This window comes from Mucilaginibacter sp. FW306-07-L (genome assembly GCF_058782065.1).
Map to the genome: position 1 here is coordinate 1,124,496 of NZ_JBYSXI010000001.1, position 24,127 is coordinate 1,148,622.

The 24,127-nt window shown below is 45.1% G+C and carries 18 protein-coding genes; 3 read left to right on the forward strand and 15 right to left on the reverse strand.

Annotated features, from left to right (window positions below; genetic code table 11):
* Positions 1-2 precede the first annotated feature (2 nt).
* Complete coding sequence (locus AC3WJC_RS05115) at positions 3-2,711, forward strand: carboxypeptidase-like regulatory domain-containing protein (protein WP_492397995.1); 2,709 nt, start codon at positions 3-5, stop codon at positions 2,709-2,711.
* 38 nt (positions 2,712-2,749) lie between these two features.
* On the opposite strand, the gene AC3WJC_RS05120 is transcribed toward AC3WJC_RS05115, so the two are convergent.
* Positions 2,750-4,690: a LuxR family transcriptional regulator gene (locus AC3WJC_RS05120; RefSeq protein WP_492397996.1), complete on the reverse strand. Its 1,941-nt coding sequence runs from the start codon at positions 4,688-4,690 to the stop codon at positions 2,750-2,752.
* Between the two features lie 217 nt (positions 4,691-4,907).
* Between AC3WJC_RS05120 and AC3WJC_RS05125 the strand changes: the two genes are divergently transcribed.
* On the forward strand, positions 4,908-5,240 hold the full coding sequence (locus AC3WJC_RS05125; RefSeq protein ID WP_492397997.1) for a magnetosome magnetite crystal formation protein family: 333 nt from the start codon (positions 4,908-4,910) through the stop codon (positions 5,238-5,240).
* A gap of 86 nt (positions 5,241-5,326) precedes the next feature.
* Here AC3WJC_RS05125 and AC3WJC_RS05130 read toward each other — a convergent pair whose 3' ends face one another.
* The 11 genes from AC3WJC_RS05130 to AC3WJC_RS05180 all read right to left on the reverse strand — a co-directional run bounded on the left by AC3WJC_RS05130 (position 5,327) and on the right by AC3WJC_RS05180 (position 17,339).
* On the reverse strand, positions 5,327-7,078 hold the full coding sequence (locus AC3WJC_RS05130) for an ATP-binding protein (RefSeq protein ID WP_492397998.1): 1,752 nt from the start codon (positions 7,076-7,078) through the stop codon (positions 5,327-5,329).
* Positions 7,075-8,211 carry a sensor protein KdpD gene (locus tag AC3WJC_RS05135; protein WP_492397999.1) on the reverse strand — a complete coding sequence of 379 codons (1,137 nt, stop codon included), beginning with the start codon at positions 8,209-8,211 and terminating at the stop codon, positions 7,075-7,077. Before AC3WJC_RS05135 ends, AC3WJC_RS05130 begins: the two co-directional genes overlap by 4 nt.
* 74 nt (positions 8,212-8,285) lie before the next feature.
* Complete coding sequence (locus tag AC3WJC_RS05140; RefSeq protein WP_492398000.1) at positions 8,286-9,368, reverse strand: porin; 1,083 nt, start codon at positions 9,366-9,368, stop codon at positions 8,286-8,288.
* Positions 9,369-9,444: 76 nt separating this feature from the next.
* Positions 9,445-10,002 (reverse strand): K(+)-transporting ATPase subunit C, encoded by a 558-nt coding sequence (locus AC3WJC_RS05145; protein WP_492398001.1) that lies wholly within the window; start codon positions 10,000-10,002, stop codon positions 9,445-9,447.
* A gap of 78 nt (positions 10,003-10,080) precedes the next feature.
* Positions 10,081-12,114 (reverse strand): potassium-transporting ATPase subunit KdpB, encoded by a 2,034-nt coding sequence (gene kdpB / locus AC3WJC_RS05150; protein ID WP_492398002.1) that lies wholly within the window; start codon positions 12,112-12,114, stop codon positions 10,081-10,083.
* A 94-nt stretch (positions 12,115-12,208) separates the two neighbouring features.
* Positions 12,209-13,927, reverse strand: coding sequence for a potassium-transporting ATPase subunit KdpA (gene kdpA / locus AC3WJC_RS05155; protein WP_492398003.1), 1,719 nt, complete (start codon positions 13,925-13,927; stop codon positions 12,209-12,211).
* Between the two features lie 10 nt (positions 13,928-13,937).
* The gene (gene kdpF / locus AC3WJC_RS05160) at positions 13,938-14,015 is read right to left on the reverse strand and encodes a K(+)-transporting ATPase subunit F (RefSeq protein WP_157540818.1); all 78 of its coding nucleotides are present in this window, start codon (positions 14,013-14,015) and stop codon (positions 13,938-13,940) included.
* 313 nt (positions 14,016-14,328) lie between these two features.
* The gene (gene bioD / locus AC3WJC_RS05165; RefSeq protein WP_492398004.1) at positions 14,329-14,946 is read right to left on the reverse strand and encodes a dethiobiotin synthase; all 618 of its coding nucleotides are present in this window, start codon (positions 14,944-14,946) and stop codon (positions 14,329-14,331) included.
* The gene (locus tag AC3WJC_RS05170) at positions 14,936-16,066 is read right to left on the reverse strand and encodes an aminotransferase class I/II-fold pyridoxal phosphate-dependent enzyme (protein WP_492398005.1); all 1,131 of its coding nucleotides are present in this window, start codon (positions 16,064-16,066) and stop codon (positions 14,936-14,938) included. Before AC3WJC_RS05170 ends, bioD begins: the two co-directional genes overlap by 11 nt.
* 76 nt (positions 16,067-16,142) lie before the next feature.
* On the reverse strand, positions 16,143-16,496 hold the full coding sequence (locus AC3WJC_RS05175; protein ID WP_492398006.1) for a Spy/CpxP family protein refolding chaperone: 354 nt from the start codon (positions 16,494-16,496) through the stop codon (positions 16,143-16,145).
* Between the two features lie 69 nt (positions 16,497-16,565).
* Entirely contained in the window at positions 16,566-17,339 is a 774-nt protein-coding gene (locus tag AC3WJC_RS05180; protein WP_492398007.1) for an XRE family transcriptional regulator, read from the reverse strand.
* 83 nt (positions 17,340-17,422) lie between these two features.
* Between AC3WJC_RS05180 and AC3WJC_RS05185 the strand changes: the two genes are divergently transcribed.
* Entirely contained in the window at positions 17,423-17,779 is a 357-nt protein-coding gene (locus AC3WJC_RS05185) for a GIY-YIG nuclease family protein (protein WP_492398008.1), read from the forward strand.
* An 86-nt stretch (positions 17,780-17,865) separates the two neighbouring features.
* Here the strand turns inward: AC3WJC_RS05185 and AC3WJC_RS05190 are convergent, their stop codons facing one another.
* The 3 genes from AC3WJC_RS05190 to AC3WJC_RS05200 all read right to left on the reverse strand — a co-directional run bounded on the left by AC3WJC_RS05190 (position 17,866) and on the right by AC3WJC_RS05200 (position 24,065).
* On the reverse strand, positions 17,866-18,441 hold the full coding sequence (locus tag AC3WJC_RS05190; RefSeq protein ID WP_492398009.1) for a fasciclin domain-containing protein: 576 nt from the start codon (positions 18,439-18,441) through the stop codon (positions 17,866-17,868).
* A 10-nt stretch (positions 18,442-18,451) separates the two neighbouring features.
* Complete coding sequence (locus AC3WJC_RS05195) at positions 18,452-21,673, reverse strand: tolB protein precursor (RefSeq protein ID WP_492398010.1); 3,222 nt, start codon at positions 21,671-21,673, stop codon at positions 18,452-18,454.
* A gap of 64 nt (positions 21,674-21,737) precedes the next feature.
* The gene (locus AC3WJC_RS05200; protein WP_492398011.1) at positions 21,738-24,065 is read right to left on the reverse strand and encodes a penicillin-binding protein 1A; all 2,328 of its coding nucleotides are present in this window, start codon (positions 24,063-24,065) and stop codon (positions 21,738-21,740) included.
* Positions 24,066-24,127: the final 62 nt, after the last annotated feature.

Consider the following 24,127-nt stretch of genomic DNA (forward strand, 5'->3'; position numbering starts at 1 on the left):
TAATGCCTAAATCTTTATCGCAACGTATAGTTGTGGCAATTTGTTTATCAATAGCCACGCTAACGGCCTTCACTGTAATTGACGATACCCCTCTCGACAAGATAACAACAGCACTTACTGAATGGAAAGCTAATCTTCCTCAAGAAAAAATATACCTGCATACTGATAAGCCCTACTACGCGGTAGGCGATACGCTATATTTTAAAGCTTATATTACTGTTGGGGCAAAGCATTTACTATCAACACTCAGCGGTGCCGTATATGTCGACCTTATAAACGAGCGCAATCAGGTTGAAAAAAGCCTTAAACTGCCTGTAGTTGCCGGTTTAAGTAATGGTAACATTGTACTTGAAGATGGTTTGACTGATGGTAACTATCGTTTGCGGGCTTATACGGAATGGATGCGTAATGCGGGCGAAGATTACTTTTTCGATCATACTTTAACTGTTGTTAAGGTGCACCCCGAGGTTGCGGCTAACATTACCTATCAGTATGAACAGAACGATGGTAAGCCAAGAGTGTACGCCATTGTAAGCTATACCAATGAAAACGGCGAGCCTATTGGCAACAAGGATGTAAAATGCGACATTAAAACAGGGAGTAAAACGGTTATTAAACGTTTAGAAACTGATGCTAATGGTACAATTAAGGTGCAACTAAGCGCAGAGCAAATAGCAAGCTACAAACAAACGCATATACAAACAACACTTGAAATGCCGGGTAAACGCGAGCTGATCAAGGTTTTTGCTTTACAGCCGGGGTTGGTTCAAAGTGATGTGCAGTTTTTTCCGGAGGGAGGAAACATGGTGAATGGCTTTGTAAGCCGCATTGCCTTTAAAGCGGTATCGCCAGATGGCCGGGGCACTGATGTAAAAGGTGTTATATCAGATAATAATAATCAGGAAGTGGCATCATTCGAGAGCATGCATTTAGGTATGGGGGCTTTTAATTTTATGCCGCAGTCAGGCAAAAAATACATTGCTAAAATAACATATATTGATGGCTCAACAGCACAGGTACCATTGCCTGCCGCTAACGATAATGGTTATTTACTTGCTGTACATAACTTACCAGGTGATAGTGTGCTCGTTCGTGTTTACACCCCGGCCTCATTGTTACAGCAGGGGGCAACTGTGGCGTTACTGGCACAAAATGGTGGTAATATCGGCTTTGCCGCAACGTTTAAACCTTCCAAATCCATGACATCTGTTTGGGTTGAGAAAAAGGAATTACTATCAGGTATAACACATTTTACCCTATTTAACCAAAATAGCGAACCGTTAAATGAGCGTATTACTTTTATTAATAAAAACGACCGCATGGCGCTAAACGCCCACGCCGAAAAAAAGGAATACCAAACCCGCGAAAAAGTTAATATTAATATTGATGCCTTACAGCCTGATGGCAAACCGGTAATAGGCAGTTTTTCAATAACCGCTGTAAACGAAAGTATGCTGCCCGGGCAGCATGATAATGAAAACAGCATCTTATCGCAATTATTGCTTACTGCGGATTTAAAGGGATATGTTGAACAGCCGGGATACTATTTTAATGATGCTAATACTGATGCAGCCCGCCATTTGGATAACCTGATGATGACGCAGGGATACCGGCGCTTTACCTGGAAAGAGCTATTGAGCGGCAAACCGATAGTTCCGCAGTATAAGGCTGAAAAATTAGCAACCGAGATTTCGGGCCGTTTGCTAACCCTCGGTGGTAAGCCTGTTTCGGGGGGGAATGTATTGTTGTTTTCGCCGGGCATACCGCCAACTGATACCATAACTGATGCTGACGGTAAGTTTGCCTTTCATGTAGTGTTACCCCAATCGATTAAGTTTGTAGTGCAGGGAAAAACGGCAAAAGGTAGTAACAATGTGCAGGTAATATTAAATAAAACCACCACTCCTGATGCCGGGTTTAATAAAAATCAGCCTGATCTGCTGACCGACATATACAAGAATACTAAAGCTTTTACAGATAAACGTAAGGCAGACGATCAGAAATATGGTATGCTGAGCCAGGGCAAACAGCTTACCGAGGTTAAAATAAAAGGCAAGCAAATTAATCGGATAGGTGCGTTAGGGGGGTATAGTATCCCCGAGGCCGTTGCCGATCAGGTATATATACCTGATACAACAAAAGCGTGCGGTGCACTTTGGATGTGTTTTCAGGGTGAATTACGTGGCGTAACATTTTCACAGAACGGAACGCTATCAAACTGGCCGCATTCAAGGGTAGGTGATAAGCTGTCACCTATGCTGGTGATCGTTGACGGATCAAAGATCGATTCGATAGAAGCAAGTGATCTTTTGAATGGAAACGGTATGAATATAACCGACATCCTAAAAATTCAGGTAGTGAGAACAAGCATGGCGCAAATGTCAATGTTAGGTGGCCCGGCCATCGTGATACAAACCAAACGGGGATTTACCCGAAAATCATATACGCCATCCAATGTTATAACCACACCACGGGGTTTCGCTCGTGTAAAAGAATTTTACTCGCCGCGTTATGATGTTAAGCATGATGCAAATATTCCTGACCTTCGATCAACCATATATTGGAATCCTGATGTGCGAACCAACAAGGAGGGTAAAGCCACTGTAGGTTATTTTAACGCCGACAGCAAAGGGCGTTACAAAGTTACTGTTGAAGGGATCGGAGCTTCGGGCATACTCGGTCGTAATGTGTTTTATTACAATGTTGAGTAATTAAGCTGTTCTATAAACAAATTTTTGTTAATGCTTAATTACTGATCCGTCTTTTCAAGTGATTGTACAAATTGGTCAAGGTTCATATCCTTGTCGAGTTTCAGTTTTTGTTTAAGGCGGTAACGTGCCATCCTGATGCTTTTAGGTTCAACCCCAAGGCGGTTGGCCACTTCCTTATTATCCAAACGCATTAATATATAGGCGCAATATTTCAGGTCGAGGCGGGTGAGGCTATTGTCGGCCCGTTCCTGCAAACTGCTGAAAAATCCGGGATGGATGTTGCTGAAAGCCTGTTGCTGCTCGTCGAGATTTTTATCCATCCGCAGGTTTTGGTTAATGATACGGCCTATTTGCCGCCCTATGGCAGGCGAGTCCGCCGCGCGGGCTTTCTCTTTCAGTAGTTCAAGTATAGCGTTCTTTTCTTCGATTTTCAAGGTTCCTGCCAATAGTTCCTTTTCCAGCCATTCGGTACGGTCCTGCAATAGTTCTTGTTGTGCCTGTAGTTTGGCGCTTTCCTCTTTACGCAGGTTGGCTTGTAACTCCACTTCCTGTTTTTCAAGGGTCAGTCGCTGGGCTTCGGCTTGTTGTAAACGGGCCAAAAGTTCAGCTTCTTCTTTTTTCTGTTCAGACAGTTGCTTTTGCTTTTGCGATGCCTTTAACCTGAAATGATAGGAGCTCAGCAACAAGCCCAGCGAGATTATGCCTACCGAGCCAATGGCCACATACAACCAATTAAGGCGTTTATTATAATCAGCCCGTTCGCGCAGCCTTAAAATCTCATTTTCCTTTTGTGCTGATTGATACTCTTCCTCCAGTTGCTGCGTAATAGCCAGCTTTTGCACATCAAAAACCTTGGCGTAATAAGCGCTGTATTGCTTGTAGTAAGCGAGGGCCTTATTTATATCGCCGCTTTTTTCGGCTACATTTGCCAGCCCCAGCATCATGCGCGACCGGGTAATATCCACACCCGATGATGAGCCTGCCATTTCGGCTATACCGGTTTGCAGATAGAATTCCGCTTGTTTAAAGTTCCGCTCGCGCAGCGCATACTCACTTAATATACCATAGCAATTGGCAATAACCTCTTTGCTTTTAGTGCGGCGGGCAATGTCAAGGGCTATGTTCACATACTTTTGGGTGCTATCCTTATAACTAACCGGGTAATATTTGAAATAACTGTTAGCCATATTTAAAGCAACGGCCGAGGCATTGCTTTGTATCATGATCTTATCGCGGTTGCGCTGATAAATATCAGCGGCCTGCCTAAAGTAATTCAGAGAGGTATATAACAGGTTTCGCCTGGTAGTATCACGCTCAAATGCCGAAAAATAGCTGTGCGCCACGCTCATGTAGCCCATTTGCAGGTCATCCGGGTAACCGCTGCGTAGTGCCGCGTTAAGGCTGGCAGCAGCGTACTTATGCTGTTTAAGGGTGTCGCTGCCGTAAGCGTATATACCGGCAATGTAATGGTTAATAAGTACTTTGTAACTTGTCGAACGCCGGTCATCAGCCTGTTCAATCAGCTTCTCGGCTTTCAAAAACCCCGACATGGCCTTTTCATTATTGCCTTTTACCATCTCAAGCCAGCCTTTGCGCAGCCAGGCAAATGCCGCCAGCGTACGGTTGTTTGATCTATCGGCACACCTTACGGCGCTATCAATATAGGCTGATGCTCTTTTTTCCTGGTTTTTTTGTACCAGCAAGTGCCCCATAGTAGCATAACAAAAGGCTTTGGTGCCCGCATCTTTAATGCCTTTTGCCAATGCTATAGCCTGCATAGCCTGCTCAATAGAACGGTCAATATTCATTTCAAAGCCCGCTCGGGCAATTTCAGCCGTTAATACCGGCTTGGTTTGGCGGTTTGCTTTTTGCAGGCTGAGCTTCAATGAATCAATAACACCTGATTGCGCATATACAGGTGCTCTAAGGCTAAAAAGCGTAATTAAAAAGGCTACGGCTAATATGTTTTTGAAAGGCATAAGTGTAAATATATCATATTGAGCTAATTAACGCGTTCGGTTAACGCTGCTTTCAGCATAATATACCTTGTAACACAAATACTTACCTTATTGTTGTAGATGATTTGTAGACGTTTTGCAACTTGGATGTAGACACGCTGTAGGCATTGGTTATTTGGTAAGGTTATGCAGCCACCCTAATTTTGGCTTCATCATTTAACTTAAAAAAACAAATATCATGACTAACAAAAGCATGGCCATCGTGTCTTACATCACCATCATAGGATGGGTGATCGCGTATTTGCAGTATAAAAAAAGTACTGATAAAAGTGCCTTGGTTAATTATCACCTTGGGCAATCGCTGGGGCTTGTTATACTGTCGATAGTATTAAGTATAGCCGTATCTATACTTGCTTTTATAATCCCATCATTAGCCTTTATTTCGCTTATTGTAAGCTTAATTACGCTTGTATTGTTATTGCTGGGCATAATTACAGCCAACAATGAGGCACTTAAACCGCTGCCGGTTGTAGGCAAGCTGTTTGAGGGAAAATTTGATTTTACCAAATAACCTGAATACTTATTACTAAGAGGGAGTTGCCGTAAGGCGGCTCCCTTTATTTGTTTATAAAATGTTATAGTTGGTTTTAATGGATGTTAAATGACCGGAAGCAAAAAGTAAAACCTGCTGCCTTCGCCCAATGCACTTTCCAGCCCGATCTGCCCCTGTTGTACCTCAATAAAATCCTTGGAGATAGCCAGCCCTAAGCCTGAGCCGGATTTGTTTTGCCCATCGGTAGGTACCTGGAAATAACGGTCGAACAGGCGTTTCTGAAATTGCTCGTCAATGCCTTTACCCATATCCTTTACCGAAAATTCCACCCATTGGCCATGTTTTGTAACCCGGATAACCACCTTTGATTTCTCCGGACTATACCGCAGCGCATTCGATAAAAAGTTGACCAGCACCCAGGCGGTCTTTTCCATATCCACACGTACCTTAGGCAGGTTAGCATCGGTCAGCACTTCAAGCGCTACACCCTTTTGCTCAGCCTGAAATTTTACTGAGTCTATAGCGTAATCCACTATCTGTGCAGGTTCGGCCGGTACAAAATTGAGCTGAATGTTACCCGTTTCAACTTGCGACAGTTCAAGCAGTTCGCTGGTTATTTTAAGCAGGCGGTTGGTGTCCTCCTGTATATGATTTACCAGTTGGCGCTGCTCCTCGTTCACAGGGCCTATACGCTGATCGTTCAATAATTTTAAACTTAACCTGATCGAAGATATAGGCGTTTTCAGCTCATGCGATATGGTGGCGATAAAATTAGTTTTGGCCTCGTCGCGTTCCTTAAATTCGGTAATATTTTCGAGGATGTATACCTTCCCGGCAGGTGTATTGGCCAGGTTAATGCCGTCGGTTACGGCGGGCTTCATGTTAGGTACGCTTATCTCACGGGTTTGCAACTGAAAGTGCGATTCCTTGCCATCTACCACAATTTTAAATGGCTTGGCTTTTACCTGCTCATCAATAATAGATCGCAGCAAATCATTCTGCCGGGTAAGCTCGCTGATGAGTTTCCCCTCGGGGCGGTCATCCTGTAAACTCAGTATTTTTTTAGCCGCGGTATTTATGAATAGTATCTCCTGCTTTTCATTCACCCCGATAATGGCATCCTGCATCTGCTCAATAATAGCTTCAATCCGCCGCTTTTCAGATAGTACGGTGGCCAGGTTACTGTTCTCCCAATCGCGCAGTCGGGTAGCCATGTTATTAAAGGCCTGGGCAACATCGGCAAATTCATCATCCTGCCTGAAATCCAGCCGGGTAGCATAGTTTTTTTTGCTGATCTCGGAGATGCCTTCCTGCAACTTGCGTAACGGCCCTGATATAAATCCCGGAAAATTCACGCTGAAGCTGAACAATATTAAAAAGGTAACAGTACCCGCGAAGCCCAGCAAAACGGTTGTTCTTTGTACCGATGCCTGGGCGGCGGCGTGCTTGCGCACAATGGCTCGCATATTTACATCCTCAATATCCATCAGGATAGCGCGGATCTGCCTTTCCGTAGCCTCCAATTGGGGGGCTGTTATACCGGGCATTGTGATTTTACTGAACGCGGCGGTTAAACGCTCAACAGCTTCCCGTTCGCCGGTTTCGGTAATGTTGTTTCGCTCCTTTAGTAAGGATCGGCTGAATTTATATGCCGATGCCTTATCCAGCGGGAGGAATTGCTCATCCAACTCACGGCGCATCTCGCGGATGTAGCGCAGGGTTTCATAATTATCCTTTAATATTACCTGCGAGCTTTTGGCTATCTCGTTGATGTAGAATAATGAAAGCGCTCCAAAAAATATCACTACGGCAAACAAAAAGCCGAAGCCCAGCCGCAATTTGGTCTTTATCTTCATGACAGTATAACTAAGTCGGTTTCAGTAGTGGCTATCTTGTTTAGTAACTGGTTAAATACAGTGGTACGCCATATCACCTGGAAAAGGCTGAGGTGCGGTTTACCTATGCAAATGGTGGTAATTTCACGCTCCTCGGCCACCTGCATAATGGTTTGCGTGATCTGGTCGCTTTTTATTTTCATCAGCTCGGCACCCAGTTGGGTAGCCAGGTTAAAGTTGTTAATCAGGTGGCGTTGTTTATCCAGCTTAATACGCTCCATGCTTTCGCTGCTGCTTTGCACGTACAAAACTATCCACGGCGAACGGTAGTATGAAGCCAGTCTTGCCGTTTTACGTATCACCACCTTAGCGGTTTCATGGTTTGATGATATGCAGGCCAAAAAACGTTCGGGCCGCAGCTTGATCTGTTTGGGCACCTCAATATCTATCTTCCGCTCCAGGTGATGGGCCACCTCTTTCAACGCCAGTTCCCGCAGTTGCAATATCTTATCACTCCTGAAAAAGTTTTGCAGCGCCCGTTCTATCTTGCTCTTATCATATATTTTACCTGCACGCAGGCGTTCAATCAACTCGTCGGCGGTAAGGTCAATATTTACTATTTCATCAGCCAGTTCCAAAACTTTGTCGGGTATGCGCTCAGTTATGGCAATGCCGGTAATGTCCTCGGCTTCCTCATTCAAACTTTCCAGATGCTGAATGTTTACAGCCGTTATCACGCTGATGCCGGCTTCCAGAATATCCATTACATCCTGCCAGCGCTTGCTGTTTTTGCTGCCCTCAATGTTGCTATGCGCCAGTTCATCTACAATAACCACCTCAGGGTGCCGGTTCAGTATGGCCTGCACATCCATCTCGTCCAGCTCTTTGCCTTTATAAAAGGTATTACGGCGTGCGATCATCGGCAAGCCATCCAGCAGGGCATGGGTTTCGGCGCGGTTATGCGTTTCAATGTAACCAATTTGTATATCGATGCCGTTTTTCAGCAGCGCATGAGCCTCCTGCAGCATACGGTAAGTTTTGCCCACACCGGCGCTCATGCCAATATATACCTTTAGCTTGCCGCGCCTCGAGCGCTTCACCAGTTCGATGAATTCTTTTACCGAATTGTCGCTGTTTTGGTTATTACCGGCCATTACTATTGTTAACTGTTGTAAAAGTAAGCACCGGCAAGCCATTTTTAGTTTACCGGCGCATAAGTATTATGGTATTAAAATGATACCGCGAAGCTGGCGGTTACCAGTGAATTGTAGTTCACCAGAGCATCCTGCCGTGCAAAAATTTTGTCCTTGCTGTTATACACCTTTCCTTCAAGCCTGATAAGCGCGTTGGCTACCGGTGCATAATCAAAGTTTAGCGAGTAGCCGGTGGTTTTAAAGCCGTTTGGCGTACCGGTGCTTATCAGCATACCGTTTTTATCCTGGTAATATTCTACCCGCCCCGCAACGGCGTATTTACCGGCAAATTGGTAACGCGCTATAGCTACCGGCGATATTACATGATTATAATCGTTACTGCCCTTAGCCGCTTGCTGTGTGCCATAATCAAACCCGGCAGTTATGCCGAATGCATCGGTAAGCTGGAATATGCCATAAAAGTTATGGTAAAAGCGGCGAACTCTTATTGAGTCGGCACCCTCGGTACCCAGGTAGTTGCTGTAGTTCAGCGTAATCTTGTCGGTTGGTTTGTAATAAACCTGTACGCCACCGGCAGGTTTGCTGTTGCCGTTTTGCCTGTTAATGCGCTGCCAGCCGTTAAGGTATAAACCGGTAAGGGTAAGCTTGCCATCGTTGGTGGTGTAGGTCATTTTAGCGCCCGATTCATAATATGGCGTATTTTCTGATGATATATTTCGCGTAAGCACCCAGCAATCTTTGGATATGGCACTTTCAAAACCAATGTGCGATGAAAAGATACCGCCATCAATCCATAGGTTAGCCGTTTTCGATAGTTTGATACCGGCATTGGCTTCAAACACGTTTTTCAGTACGCCCTGCTCGGCAGCAAGATTGGCATTAGCATAAGTGCCCGCCATCAGCGCCATGTTGGCACGGATGCTGCCATTATCATAATTAGCTTTAATAAACCCAAGGTTCAGGTTTGCTTCGTTATGGCGGTTGTGCGAATAAACAAAACCCGGACGGTTATTATCGGCAGGTTTGTTAAAATCAAACCCGTAGTAAAGTTCTGCATAGCCGCTTATGGTAAGGTTGCTCGACTTTTTAACCGTGTCCTGAGCTTGTGCGGTTGCAACGCTGCCTAATAGACCGGCAGCAATCAATAAATTTTTCATGTATAATAGGTGGAATAAATGCAGGGCAGGTTTATAGCCTGCCTTGCACATGGGTATTTATTTACAGGTAGATGAATTATTTCTTAAGCTGATCGAGTGCTACGTTAAGTTTAAGCACGTTTACCGTAGCCGGACCGAACAGGTGTTTCTCTGTTTGTTGATTAACCAATTGGTTTACTTGTTCCGCATTTAAACCACGGTTTTGAGCGACACGTTTTATCTGGATAGCGGCACCTTCAGGCGAAATGTCCGGGTCAAGGCCACTGCCTGATGCGGTTACCATATCAGCAGGTATATCACCTTTTTTAAGGTAAGGATGATACTTCAGCAGCGTATCCACACGGTCGCTTACCTGTTTCAGATAGTCAGGATTAGTAGGACCTTTGTTTGAGCCTGCCGAACCTGCCGCATTGTAATCAACCGCTGACGGGCGGCCCCAAAAGTATTGAGGCTGATCGAATTTTTGACCTACGTTGGCATAGCCAACCACCTTGCCATTTACAGTAATGGTTTCGCCATTGCCTTTTCCGGCTGAGAACTTACTAACGAAGGCAACCAGCAACGGATATATTACGCAAAGCAATACAGTTAGCACAACGGTTAAGCGTATTGACTGTATGATGTATTTTTTCATTTTGAATGAGATTTGAACTTTTTATTTTTTTTAGCTTGATATTAAAAGCCTCCCCCTCGGGGAGGTTTGGAGGGGGCTTTATATAAACAACCCTATCACGAGGTCAATCAGTTTAATGCCGATGAAAGGCGCTATCACACCACCTAAACCATAGATCAGCAGGTTGCGGCGCAGCAACGCGCTGGCACCAATCGGCTTGTACTCCACACCCTTTAAAGCCAGCGGAATAAGCAGCGGGATAATGATAGCGTTAAAAATTACCGCCGATAGTATCGCGCTTTCCGGGCTGTGCAATTGCATAATATTGATGCTTTGCAAAGCAGGTATCGAGGCGATGAATAAGGCCGGAACGATAGCGAAATATTTAGCCACGTCATTAGCGATACTAAAGGTGGTAAGCGTACCGCGGGTAATCAGCAATTGCTTGCCTATCTCTACGATCTCAATCAGCTTGGTTGGGTCATTATCCAGATCGACCATGTTACCGGCCTCCTTGGCAGCCTGGGTTCCACTGTTCATGGCCACGCCAACATCGGCCTGGGCAAGGGCAGGGGCATCATTGGTACCGTCACCCATCATGGCTACCAGGCGGCCTTCCTGCTGCTCGTGTTTAATGTAGTTCATTTTATCTTCGGGCTTGGCCTCAGCAATAAAATCATCTACACCCGCTTTTTCGGCAATAAATTTGGCGGTAAGCGGGTTATCACCGGTTACCATTACCGTTTTGATGCCCATTTTACGCAGGCGTTCAAAACGCTCGGCAATGCCGGTTTTAATAATATCCTGTAATTCAATGGTACCCAGTATGCGGCCGTTTTGAGCTACTACCAGTGGCGTACCGCCGTTTGATGATACGGTTTTTACTCTCTCCTCCACATCCGCAGGTACGTTATTACCGGTACGCTGTGCCAGGTTACGCATAGAGTCGAACGCGCCTTTGCGAATTTCCAAGCCGTCGGGCGTATTGATACCGCTTGAACGGGTTTCGGCCGTAAACTTAATGAACTCAGAATGCTCCGGCGCTTTAAGCGATATACTCACTTTGCTTTGTGCTGCCAGTTCAACTATTGATTTACCTTCAGGCGTTTCATCAGCTAATGATGACAGTACCGCTGCTTTAATCAGGTCATCAGGCAATACATCAATGGCCGGCCAAAAGTGGGTAGCCTTACGGTTACCAATGGTGATGGTGCCTGTTTTATCAAGTAGTAATACGTCAATATCACCGGCTGTTTCAACCGCACGGCCCGATTTAGTGATCACGTTAGCACGCAAAGCCCTGTCCATACCGGCGATACCGATAGCTGATAGCAAACCGCCAATAGTGGTCGGTATTAAACATACGAACAGCGATATCAGCGCGGCGATGGTGATAGGCGTGTTGGCATAGTTGGCAAAGGGTTTCAGCGTAACGCAAACTATGATAAATATCAGCGTAAAGCTGGCCAGCAGAATGGTTAATGCTATCTCGTTAGGTGTTTTTTGGCGTGATGCACCTTCAACCAGCGCGATCATCTTATCCAAAAAGCTCTCACCCGGCTCGGTAGTTACAATCACCTTTATTTTATCAGACAGTACTTTGGTACCACCTGTAACAGATGATTTATCACCACCCGCCTCACGGATCACCGGGGCAGACTCACCGGTAATGGCCGATTCATCAATAGTAGCTAAGCCTTCAACTATCTCACCATCTGTCGGGATGGTGTCGCCCGGTTCGCAAACAAACAGGTCGCCTTTGCGCAATTCGTTTGATGATTTGGTTGTTATCGAACCATCCTTACCTAAAACTTTAGCCGGAGTTTCCTCGCGGGTTTTACGCAGGCTATCGGCCTGTGCCTTGCCGCGTGCTTCGGCAATGGCCTCGGCAAAGTTGGCAAACAGCAGGGTAAGCAGCAGGATGATGAAGATGATAAAGTTGTAAGTGAATGATCCCTGGTCGGTATGCGTAAAGCTGTAAAAGCTCATGTACGCCATAATCAAGGTGCCCACTTCAACAGTAAACATAACCGGATTGCGCAGCATGGCTTTCGGGTTAAGTTTTATAAAGGATTGTTTGAGGGCGGTTTGCACCAGTGCCGGCTCAAATAATTTATTGGATTGTGATTTCATTTTACCTCCTCTAAATCTCCTCCCAGGGAGGAGACTTTAAATATGAATTGAGTTTTGTTTTTAAAAGCCTCCCCATCGGGGAGGTTGGTGGGGTTTATTTGATCATTGAAAAGTATTCGGCAATTGGACCAAGGGCCAGCGCCGGGAAGTATGACAGCGCGTTAAGCACCAGTATAACAGCCAGTGTCATCAGTCCAAAGGTTACTGTATCTATTTTAAGCGTACCGGCCGACTCAGGGATATATTTCTTTTTACCCAGTAAACCTGCAATAGCCAGCGGGCCAATGATCGGCAGGAACCTGCCCAGGATCAGCACAAAGCCGGTAGCTACGTTCCAGAATATGTTGTTATCGCCCAAACCTTCAAAGCCCGAACCGTTGTTGGCGTTGGCAGAAGTTATCTCATACAGCATTTCCGAAAAGCCGTGGTAGCCGGGGTTGTTCAGCCAGTTGGCCGGTTTAACCGCCCAGTCGGTATCACCATGATTATTAAATACGTAAGTTGCAATAGCTGTACCTGCCATAATCAGGAACGGACTCAACAGGGTAATCAGCGCGGCTATTTTAACCTCGCGGGCTTCAACCTTGTGGCCTAAAAACTCAGGCGTACGGCCAACCATCAACCCCGAAATAAATACGGCTATAATCAAGTATATAAAGTAGTTAAGTATACCCACACCGCAACCGCCGAAGAAACCGTTGATCATCATGCCCAGCAACTGCCATGCGCCTGTTAACGGCATGGTACTATCGTGCATACCATTTACTGATCCGGTTGATACGATGGTGGTCAGTGTGCTCCAGTAACCGGTAGCTAACGGGCCTATACGCACTTCCTTGCCCTCCATAGCGCCTGTGGCTTGTGTTATACCCATTTTGGTAAAGTTGGGGTTGCCGCCCAACTCGCTGCTGATGGTCGGTATCATCAGCATAAACATGCCCACCGTCATCACGCCAAATATTACCCAGCCCAATTTTTTACGGCGTATAAAGTAACCGAATGCCAGTATCATCGCCATCGGGATGATCATTTGCGATATGATCTCCACCATATTGGTTACATAGTTCGGGTTCTCCAGAGGATGGGTTGAGTTGGCACCATACCAGCCGCCACCGTTAGTACCCAGGTGTTTTATGGCGATCATTTGCGCTGCCGGGCCACGTGATACATTTACGGTATCGCCTTGTAGGGATATAAACTGATCCTTACCCTCATAACTGGCGGGTGTGCCGTTAAAAGCTAAAACAATAGCCACTATAAATGAAAAGGGTAATAGTAAACGGGTGATGGATTTTATAAAAAACTCCCAAAAGTTGCCCAGGTTGGTGGTGGTTTTATCGCGAAAGGCTTTGAACAAACCAACTGCCGCCGCAACACCGGTGGCCGCGCTGGTAAACATTAAAAACATCACAATTATCTGTTGTGTCAGGTAGGTTAGCCCGCTCTCGCCCGAGTAATGCTGTAAATTACAGTTAACCACAAAGCTGATGATGGTATTGAAAGCCAAATCAGGTGTCATGCCGGGGTTACCATCCGGATTGAATGGTAATTTATCCTGGTACATCAATACAAAAAAGCCATAAACCAGCCACAGCAGGTTTATGGTTAACATGGCTTTTAAAAACTGTTTCCAGTCCATAGGCTCACCGGGCCTGATGCCGGCTAATTTGAATAAGCCGTTTTCGAGCGGTTTTAAAAAGTCGGTCCACACACGCTCACCCGCGAACATTTTGGCCAGGTATTTACCCAGCGGTATGGCAATAAGCAGGGTGATCAAAAAAGAGGCGACAACGCCTAAAATTTCAGAGTTCATTTTTTGTCAGTTAAAATTTTTCGGGTTTCAGCAGCACGTAGATCATGTAAATGAATACGGCAATGGAAATGATGAATAATGCGATCATAGTTTTCAGATTTTTTCGAACCAGTCAATTGATTTGTAGAATAGCCACATGCAAACAATCAGGGCTAACACGAGTAAAATGGGCATCATAGCTTTTTATGTTATTTGAAAGGCTATAGCCAAAGCGGATGCCATTGAAGAATGGTTTGTATTAATGTGTTGATTTTCAATATTTTGATTAATTATCAAAAAATTACCCACAAAAAAACCCTTCCAAAATGGAAGGGTTTTTTTCAAAAATGGAAAGACATGATTTTGTGATGGATCCCCGTATAGCTTATAAAAGCGACCGCTTGCAGGCGTATGGCAGACGCTTAAAAGCTAATTTGCGCACCGGCCTGCGCGATGGTTTCTTTGTTGATAGCGGATAATTGCGGAATATGGCCAAGCAATTTTACACCCGTATAGTTGAGTATAAAATCTTCAGAATAATTATCGCTATCGCCATTAAACAGGATGCCTTCAATATCAATGTTATATTGTTTTAATAAGGATATGGATAACAGCGTGTGGTTGATGCTGCCCAGGTAATTTTGCGATACCAGGATCACTTTCGCACCTAAATGCTTGATCAGATCTATTATCAAATGCTCATTATTCAGCGGCACCATCAGGCCGCCTGCACCCTCTATAATCAGTTGGTTGTTGGTTTGCGGAAGTACAAATTTATTCAGATTAATGGTGATACCATCAATAGCTGCCGATTTATGCGGCGAATAAGGTTGTGTCAAGCGGTATGTTTCCAGATGAAAAATAGTTATGGGGTTACTCACCATCGCCTGCACTTTCAGCGTATCGCTATCATCCAGATCGCCGGATTGTATGGGTTTCCAGTAATCGGCTTTCAGCTTTTCAACTACAACGGCTGATGTTATGGTTTTGCCGATGCCGGTACCAATGCCGGTAATAAATAAGGGTTGCTTATCGCTCATTCAGGAATTTGTTTATGGTGTCGGTAAGTAATAATATCTCATCCGGCGTATTGTAACTATGCAAACAGATCCTGATACGTTCGCTGCCTTGCGGCACGGTCGGGCTCAAAATCGGGCGTACATCAATATCTTTTTGCTGTAGTGCCGAGGCTATCTGCTTCGCCTTCTCGTTGCTTTTTAAGATAATGCACTGAATGGCGCTTTCACTCTCAATCAGCGGAAAATCCTCATGCTTATTAATGCTGCTTTTAAAGAGCGCGATATTACTTTTTAGTGTATATATAGCCTCATCTGCATCCCCCAAAAACGTATAGGCTGTTTTTATAGATGCCACTTGATGGAAGGATGCCGCGGTAGTATAAATAAACGACCGCGCGAAGTTGATCAGGTAATTCCGCAGATCATCACTCCCTAAAACTATGGCACCGTGGCAACCCATAGCCTTGCCGAAGGTGATCACTCGTGCAAACACCCTGTTGTGTAAGCCAAGCTGCTGCACCAAACCCGTTTTATATGAGCCGATGGCGTGTGCTTCGTCAACAATTAAGGCGGCGTTGTAGCTGTCGGCCAGATTAATTATTTCAGCAATGGGCGATGCATCGCCATCCATGGAATAAACACTTTCGATACCTATATATATGGTGCCTTTAGCTGCCTTGAGTTTATCCGCTAAACTTTGCAGATCGTTATGCTTAAAGGTATAACGGTTGGCGTTGCTCAATCGCGCGCCGTCAATGATGGAGGCGTGCGCCAGTTCATCTAATATAATAGTATCTCCGCGTTGCGGGAGGGAAGAGAACAGTCCGATATTGGCATCATATCCCGAATTGAAAAGCAATCCGCTCTCAGCTTCATGATACCCGGCTATGCTTGCCTCCAGTTGATCCGTATATTTCAAATTACCGGCTAACAAACGTGAACCTGCGGAACCGTTGTGGCTTTCGGGGTAGGCGGCAATTTCTTCAGCTATTTTTTGTTTCAGTCTTGGCGACCGGGCAAAACCAAGGTAGTCGTTCGAGCAAAAGTCGATCAGGTTGTTCTCCGGTTTCAGGGTACGGTAATTACCGGCCTGTTGCCTGTCTGCCAATCGTTGCTGAATAATGTTTGCCGCCCGTTTCAAAATGCCGATGTGTTTGGGCAAAAATAAAAAAAGCGGCCGATAGCCGCTTTTGTATTCTCAATTAAAAATGACAGCCTTATTTGCCGCCGCCGCCGTTCTGGCGCATACGGTTCATGCGTTCCTGCTGCATTTTGTCAAACTCGGTAGCTTGCTCAGGCGTTAAAACCGCTTTTACCTGCTTGTTGGTTGAATCCATCAGCGGGCGCATCGAGCTGCGCATGTCACCACCGGCTTTACGCAGGCTGTCCATTTTGGTGAACTGCGTTTTGTAAATAGCCGTAACCTTGGTGGTTTGATCGTCGCTTAGTTTAAGCGTTGTTTGTAGCTGTTTCGCCCTGTCTTCAGGATTAAACCTTCTGCCGCCGCCCTGGGCGTGGCTTACTGCCGCTATGCCTAAAAACAGGCAGCACATTAACAAAAATTTTTTCATCGTTTTTTAGTTGTGTTATAGATGCTTTGATAAATGTACTGCCAAATAGTTTAGTTTCAGCCGTGTAACTTAATTGTTGCCTTGCAGTTTTGATATGGAGCGCTGCATCTGCGCCATCATAGCGGTCATGCTCTCCATAGTAGGCTCAGGCAATGGCTCGGGCAGTTGGGTAGATATATAACCCTTGGCTTTCCACAGTTCAACCACATCCTCACCGCTAATTTCGTAGGGCTCATAAGCCGGGTTGTCTGATATCAGCTTCAGCTTTTTGTTATCCTTGAATTTGTTGCCGATACGTTTATATACTACACCATCATTTTTTGATATTACCACGTAAGTTTCGCCGGGTTTAACTTCGGCCCAGTTGTCAACATACTGGCCTATAATTATAGCGCCGGAGGGGAGTGGTAACATCGAGTCTCCTTTGATCTCGAAGGCGCGGTAAGTGCCCTGGTTAAACATGGGCAGGTAAAACTTAGGTAGCTTGGCTACATATTCCGGGTCGGCATAACCATTGAGGTAACCGGCGCTGGCTTTCATCGGTACCAGCTCTATATTTTCGTTATCATCCTTATCAACCGATATACTGAGCACCCTTAAATTGGCCGGGTTGCCTTTTGGCTTGGGTGCCCATTTCTCATCAATGGTTTCATTAATAAAATCATCAATGCTGATCTCAAAAAAGGCTGCTATAATTTTTAGTAAATCATATTTCGGCTCGGCACGCTGCTCCTCGTATGCGCCCACTAACGATCGTTTTATACCGATCTGATCTGCAAACTGTTGCTGTGTTAAACCTTTCTTCTTTCTGAGAAATTTAATATTTGATGAAATAATTGACATAAAATTTGGATTTACTAAAATTGTTAGTATTTTTATGCTCATAAAATTAGTAATTTTTTTTTTAAACAGCAAATTTTATTATCATGAAACGCTATATTTATATCATTACTGACCGTAACCGCAACAACTTACACGTAGGCCTTTGTGCTGATTTGCTAAAAACACTGGATTTTTACAAACAGATGCCAACCCTGTTTTTTGACAGCGCGCAACAGTTAAGCCGCCTGGTTTATTTTGAGGAGATCAATTCTGAAGAGCAGGCTATGGAGCGCTTTAAATATGTAAGTACCTTTACCCGCCCGCAAAAGGAGAAAATGATCAGATCAGTAAATAAGGAGTGGATAGACCTGACCATCGGTTTAAATGCGGAAAATAATATGCGCCAAAGGCCGCAAATGCGCCCCGCGCTTGGTTCACGCAGGTCTGCCGTAACCTTTTAATATAGGTATTGGCTGTATGCTATCCATTCAAAATGGTGCATCAGCAGTATAAACTAATCTATATAGTTTTAAACAGAAAACTGTTTTTAATTTAAAGGGATTGGAACCAGGCTTACCGGGAAAGCTGCCGTTATAGTATGTATCACAGCGTTGCTGGACAATATATCATACCTGCCAATTATGGTTTGCATACCCAGTGCATCAGTAAGCGTTATATTGCGGTTGCTATTTATTTTGGCGGATAATTTTGTCGCGGCAACGGTAGTTAATGGTGTTTGTCCGTTGCCTGTTTTTATCAACCTTGCAAAATCCGCCAAGGTAAGTTTACCTTGTATAATATAGCTGTTTACATAAGTTACCAAACGTGCCTGGTTTTCGGGTTTGCGTAAGGTATCTAATATTCCGGCAGGCAAATTCTCAAAAGCCTTATTGTCGGGGGCGAGCAAAGTTATCGCGTTTGCTCCTGCTAAACTGTTCTTCAAGCCGGCAGCTTCTGCCAAACTAACGAATGTTGAAAAGGCTGATGCTGCTTTCAAATTATCAAAAGCTGTTTTGTTGGATGCCATGATGCTGCCTTCAACAACCTTTGAGGTAACCGTAGCGCTTTGAGCAAAACCCATTTGTGCTGAGCCCAGCATCAATATAAATAATAACCTATACATATACTTATAACTACCAGCCCGGTGTAAAGTTGAGGCCGAATACAGGTTTTTTAACATCGCTTCGGTTAAACGGTATGGCAAAGTAGGGCTCCAGTATCAGCGCGCCAAATAAATTTACACGTAATGATATACCCGCGCTTAAAACGGGCACACGTTGGTTGGTATTGTAAAGCGGTGTGTTGCGGTCTTCAACGGTTTGGCCGTTGCCATCAATTATCGGGGTGCCGTTTTCATCTCTTAGTACATCATATCCTAACAAATCAGGCCCACGCTGAAATTTAATTTCATTGCCCGAGTTCCAGGCTAAACCGGCATCAAAAAACAGGTTAAGATCGGTAAATAAAAAGCCTGACTTTATTTGCGCCAGTTTTTCAGGACCGGTAAATGGCAACCTAACCTCAAAGTTAGCCACCGCTATACGGCTGCCCGAAAGCTGGTTAAAACCAAATCCATTGGTTGGCTGGCTGTTGGCATTATAAAAACTTTGCGACTCATACCCACGAACCAGGAACGGATAGCCCACATATAAAGGATAAAGGTTATTCTCGCCAAAGCGACCCGTGCCATATAAACGGCCGGCAAAGGTAACCGGCGCTACACGAATGTATTTACGCAGATCAATAGTAGGGGCAAAGAATTTATAGGTACCGAATACATATTGCGCTTCAATATGGTACCTGAAACCGTTTAATGGTGCCGCTATACCAAAAAATGAGTTGTCGCCAATTAACGCCACGCTGGAGTTCACCAACGCGAAAGAATTCAGGTTAAAGCCCAAGCCCAAGTTTTCAACTTCGGAATTAGGGATTTTTTTACGTTCGTAATTGTAGTAGTATAAGCCGGATGTAGCGGTGTCTATTACGTACGTATTACGGTAACGGTCGGTACGGTAAGTATTGTATGATGCACCTACGCCGAATTGCAATCGGTTAATTCGTGAAATAGGATAGGAGGTGAACAGGTTTACCGCGTCCTCAAAATTGCGAATCACGTAGCTGTCCTCATTATAAACCCTTTCCTGGTTGCCGTTAATCTCCTTCGTTCCTACCGAATTATTATAAAAACCGAACTGATAAGGTATGTGCGATACGCTGATTCCCTTATCCCAACGGCCTTTTTGGTTGATATAAGCCACCTGCGCGCCGAAATCGTAGATCTGCCCGTTTACTGATGCCGCGGCATACAGTTGGTTTTGTCCTAAAATATCACTAAAAATACCTTGTATACCGCTTGACAGGCCGGTGCCATAAAAGCTATTTACACCAATACCTATACCGCTGCTTGCCAGCGCGTCGAGCTTGAACATAGGCTTGTAAGGCGCGCTTTTTATAGAATCTGTACGCAGGCGGGGATAGGCCAAAAAGTTATTCAGGTTAGAGTTGATCAGGTCAACACCTACCGAGCGTGGCGGGGGCAGCATACCTGCGGTAAAGTCTACCGTGCCGGTCTGTACGCTTTCCGGCTTAAAGTCTGCGGCTTTAGCATTGTACAAGGTGTATTTTTGCGCGCGGTAATAGGAGTAAACAATATCATCATTGTTTGATACACTCAGCGCTGGCGAAAATTCGGTAATACCGCTGATGCCGGTAAAGTAGTTAGTTAGCCTATCGGTTTTGCCGGTAGCCAGCTCATAGCTGTACAGGTTACGGAAACCATCCTGGTTGGACAGGAAGTAGATCTTACTGCCATCAGCCGAGTATTGCGGATTGAGGTTATTAGCCCCATCAAATATTTTAATATCAGTAACCTTACCGGTAGCCAGGTCAAGCTCCGCCAGGTTAAAGGGGATATCCTGCGCTGTACGTTTGTCGTAAGTGGTACGGTCGCTGCTGAAGATGATCTTTTTGCCATCCTTTGAATAGCTTGGCTGATAGTCTGAATATTTATCGTTGGTAAGCTGCGTTACTTTTTTAGTATCAAAGTTATAAGCATACAAATCGCCCTGCCCTTCATACAATCCCTGGAAAACCACATTCTTGCCATCCGGCGACCATGAAAGGTTACTGAATTGCTCCGCCTTACCCATTGGTATATTATGCCTCATGCGTCCGCTTGGTACATCTATCACCACCATTTGGTTACGCCCTTTATTAAATACGCTGAACGCGAACTGCTTGCCATCCGGCGACCATGCGCCTGCCGACTCGATGAAATTAAACTCATCAATGTGCGTGTTGGATATTTTGCTCGTCAGCTTCTTGGTGATCTTCCCCGTTTGGGCATCTGCTAAAAACAGATCGATACTGAACAGATCCTTTGAGGAAAGAAATGTGATATACTTACCATCCGGGCTAACGCTTGGCGCAACGTTCATGTCGCTGCCATTTTTGTTATCGATCACCTTAAAGCCGATGGCCTTTTGGGCGGTATCTTTTAGCATGGGCTTGTAGGTCGCTTCAACGGAGTTTTTCCACAGGGTCGACAGCGTTTTATCATCATACCCAAAGGTGCGCCTGATGCCGTACTGTAAGCCAAAACGTGCCGTGTTTTTAAAGAAAGGCACAATCACGGTATCGCCATAAGTGGAGCCAATGAACGACCAGAAGGCCTCGCCGTACCGGTAAGGGAAATATTTGTTGCTCTCCGTCAGATCTTTTACCGTCGGGATATCCTTATTCAGGTAAGCATCACGCATCCACATGGCTGTGTAAGCATCCTTTTTACCGATGGAAAGGTATTCCGCCATACCCTCGATCATCCACAACGGAATATTGTTCAGGTTTTCGTAGCTGGTTGAATCCTTACCCAATAACAAATGGTACTGAAACGCGTGCACCAACTCGTGGCCCAGTACGTGGCGGGTGGTGTGATTGGTTTCCATAACCGGCATTACCACACGGTTTTTAAGGCCCTCGGTAACACCTCCGGTACCTACGCCTATCTCGCCGTCAATAGCGGTAGTTTGCTGAAAATCGGGGTGGTTATTATATAAAATGATGGGGTTTGCCCGGGTAAAGGTATCCCTGAAAACCTGCTGGTGTAAGGTATACCAAAGCTCGTTCTCCTGCGCGAAACGGCGAATCAGGCTATCATTCTTCATGTAATAGTAGATATCAAAGTGCGGCGTTTTGTACACCTTGAAGTCGAGCTTTTTATAACGCACTTTATTTTGACCGAAATATTGTGCCTTACTTTGCTGCGGGTTAAGCATGGCTATGGTAAGCATACTTAAAACCACAAATAGGTATCTGGCTGATTTGCCGGTTAAAATGCGGGTGTAAAGTTTGTTCATAAACGCTATGATAGAATGAAGCTAATTTACTGAAATATACAAGGTTTGGTAATATGCGCGAAAATTATTGGCCCGGTGGCGGTGTTTCGCCACCTTCCGGGTTATCAGGCAAGGTGAGTACCGGTTCAGTACTTGTCGAGTCGGCACTAACTTCGCTGCTGTCCGCAACCGCGGTATCTATCCTGATGCGTGGCGACGGGCACATGTACTGTTTAGTGATCTTAACCCAGGGTTTAGGGAACGGCCCCTCGGTATAGCCCGATTTCGGATCGGCGTAAACCATTTCCATAAACTTACCGAATATGGGCAGCGCGGTACGTGAGCCCTCGCCGGTTTCAGATGTTTTGAAGTGTACACTGCGGTCATCAGCACCCACCCAAACGCCGGTAACTAAATCCTTGGTGATACCCATGTACCAGCCGTCTACATAGTCAGATGAGGTTCCGGTTTTGCCGCCTATCTGGTTGTTCTTTTTCCAAAGGTCGTACTCCCAAAGCGCTTGTGATGTGCCACCCGGTTCTTCCATACCACCCCTGAACATATAGAGCATTAGCCAGGCGGTTTCTTCGCTTATGGCACGTTCTTTTTTTAGTTCAAATTCTTCAATTACGTTTCCCTGGTGATCGGTGATGCGGGTTACCAGCAGCGGGTCAAGCTTTTCGCCCTTGTTTAAAAAGGTGCTGTATGCGCGTACCATCTCATATACCGATACATCGTTTGAGCCCAATGATACCGATGGCACTGATTTCAGGTAACTATCGATACCGCATTTATGGGCGTATTCAACCACCTTATCCCAGCCCACCTGCTCGGTAAGCTGCGCGGTAATAGAGTTTACTGATCTACCCATAGCCCAGCGTAACGACATTTCGCGGTACGAGAAATTAAAATCAGCATTGTTAGGCGACCATTCCTCATCCTTGCCTTCATCTTTATAACGGATAGTTACCGGCTTATCAGTAAACTTATCGCAGGGGGTAAAGCCGTTGTCCAGCGCGGTAAGGTAGGCAAAGGGCTTAAAGGTTGAGCCGGCCTGGCGTTTGGCCTGTATAACGTGGTCGTAATTAAAATGCTTGTAGTCAATACCACCTACCCAAACTTTAATTTTTCCGGTTGATGGTTCAAGCGTCATCATACCGGTATTGAGTATGCGGGCGTAATATTTTATAGAGTCTATGCTGGAGAAAGTGGTGTCCTGGTCGCCTTTCCAGGTAAAAACGCGCATCCTTTTTTTGGTGTTAAAGTACTCCTGTATCCTGGTAGTATCGCCATTATATTTCTTTTTCAGGATGCTGTAAATTGGCAGGCGCTGCTCGGCTTTCAATATAAAATCCTTGATCTCGTTTCCCTTTGAATCGCGCCATGGGTTTTGTTTGCCCCATACGTTGTTAAAGCGGCGCTGCAACGATTTCATTTTATCGGCAACGGCCTCTTCGGCGTACTTTTGCAGGCGCGAGTCAATCGTCGTATAGATCTTTAACCCATCCTCATACAGGTCATAATCATTATCCTTACACCATTTGTCCAGCCATTTTTCAACGGCATGGCGCAGATAGGAGTCGCCGTGCGAATCCTGGTCAATGTAACTCAAATCAAGTTTCATGGGCGATGAGGTATAGCGTTTCTGTTCAGCTTCGCTGATGAAGTTATACTTATGCATCTGCGCCAAAACTATGTTACGGCGTTCGGTTGATTTTTCGGGATTACGGATAGGGTTGTAAGTAGAAGTAGCCTTCAGCATACCGATCAAGGTTGCCGCTTGCGCCGGGTTAACTTTATCGGGCTGTTGGTTAAAGTATTTTAAAGTAGCCGTTTTTATACCGAAGGAGTTGTTACCAAAAGGCACCGTATTAAAGTACATGGTAAGTATTTGCTGCTTGGTATACAAATGCTCTATCTTGTAAGCGGTAAGCCACTCCTTAAATTTATAGATAACGGTACCCAGGCCCGGTACTCGGCTCAATACGCCTCTCGCTTTCTTTTTACGGGTGCTGAACAGGTTTTTAGCCAACTGCTGCGTAATGGTGCTGCCGCCCCGGCGATCACCTTGGGCTGTTGATACCATACTGCTGAAAAATGACAGAAAATCAACACCGCCGTGGCTGTAAAAACGTGAATCCTCGGTGGCTACTAAGGCGTTAATAAGGTTAGGAGAGATGTTTTTGTAGTCGACCGGCGAGCGGTTCTCTTTATAAAACTGGCCGATGAGCTTGCCATCAGCCGTATATACTTCTGATCCAACCGAAAGCACAGGGGTTTTTATATCCTCCATGTCAGGCGAATAGCCGAACAACCACAAAAAGTTAAGTTCGATGGCGCAGAAAAAAATAATTACAAAATATATAAATATAACAAGATAGCGCAGGACGCGGTACTTTATGCGTTTGAACATTTGGTAAAGATGTAAAATTATGAAGCTAAATCATAACAGGATAACAAAATTTAACAACGTAA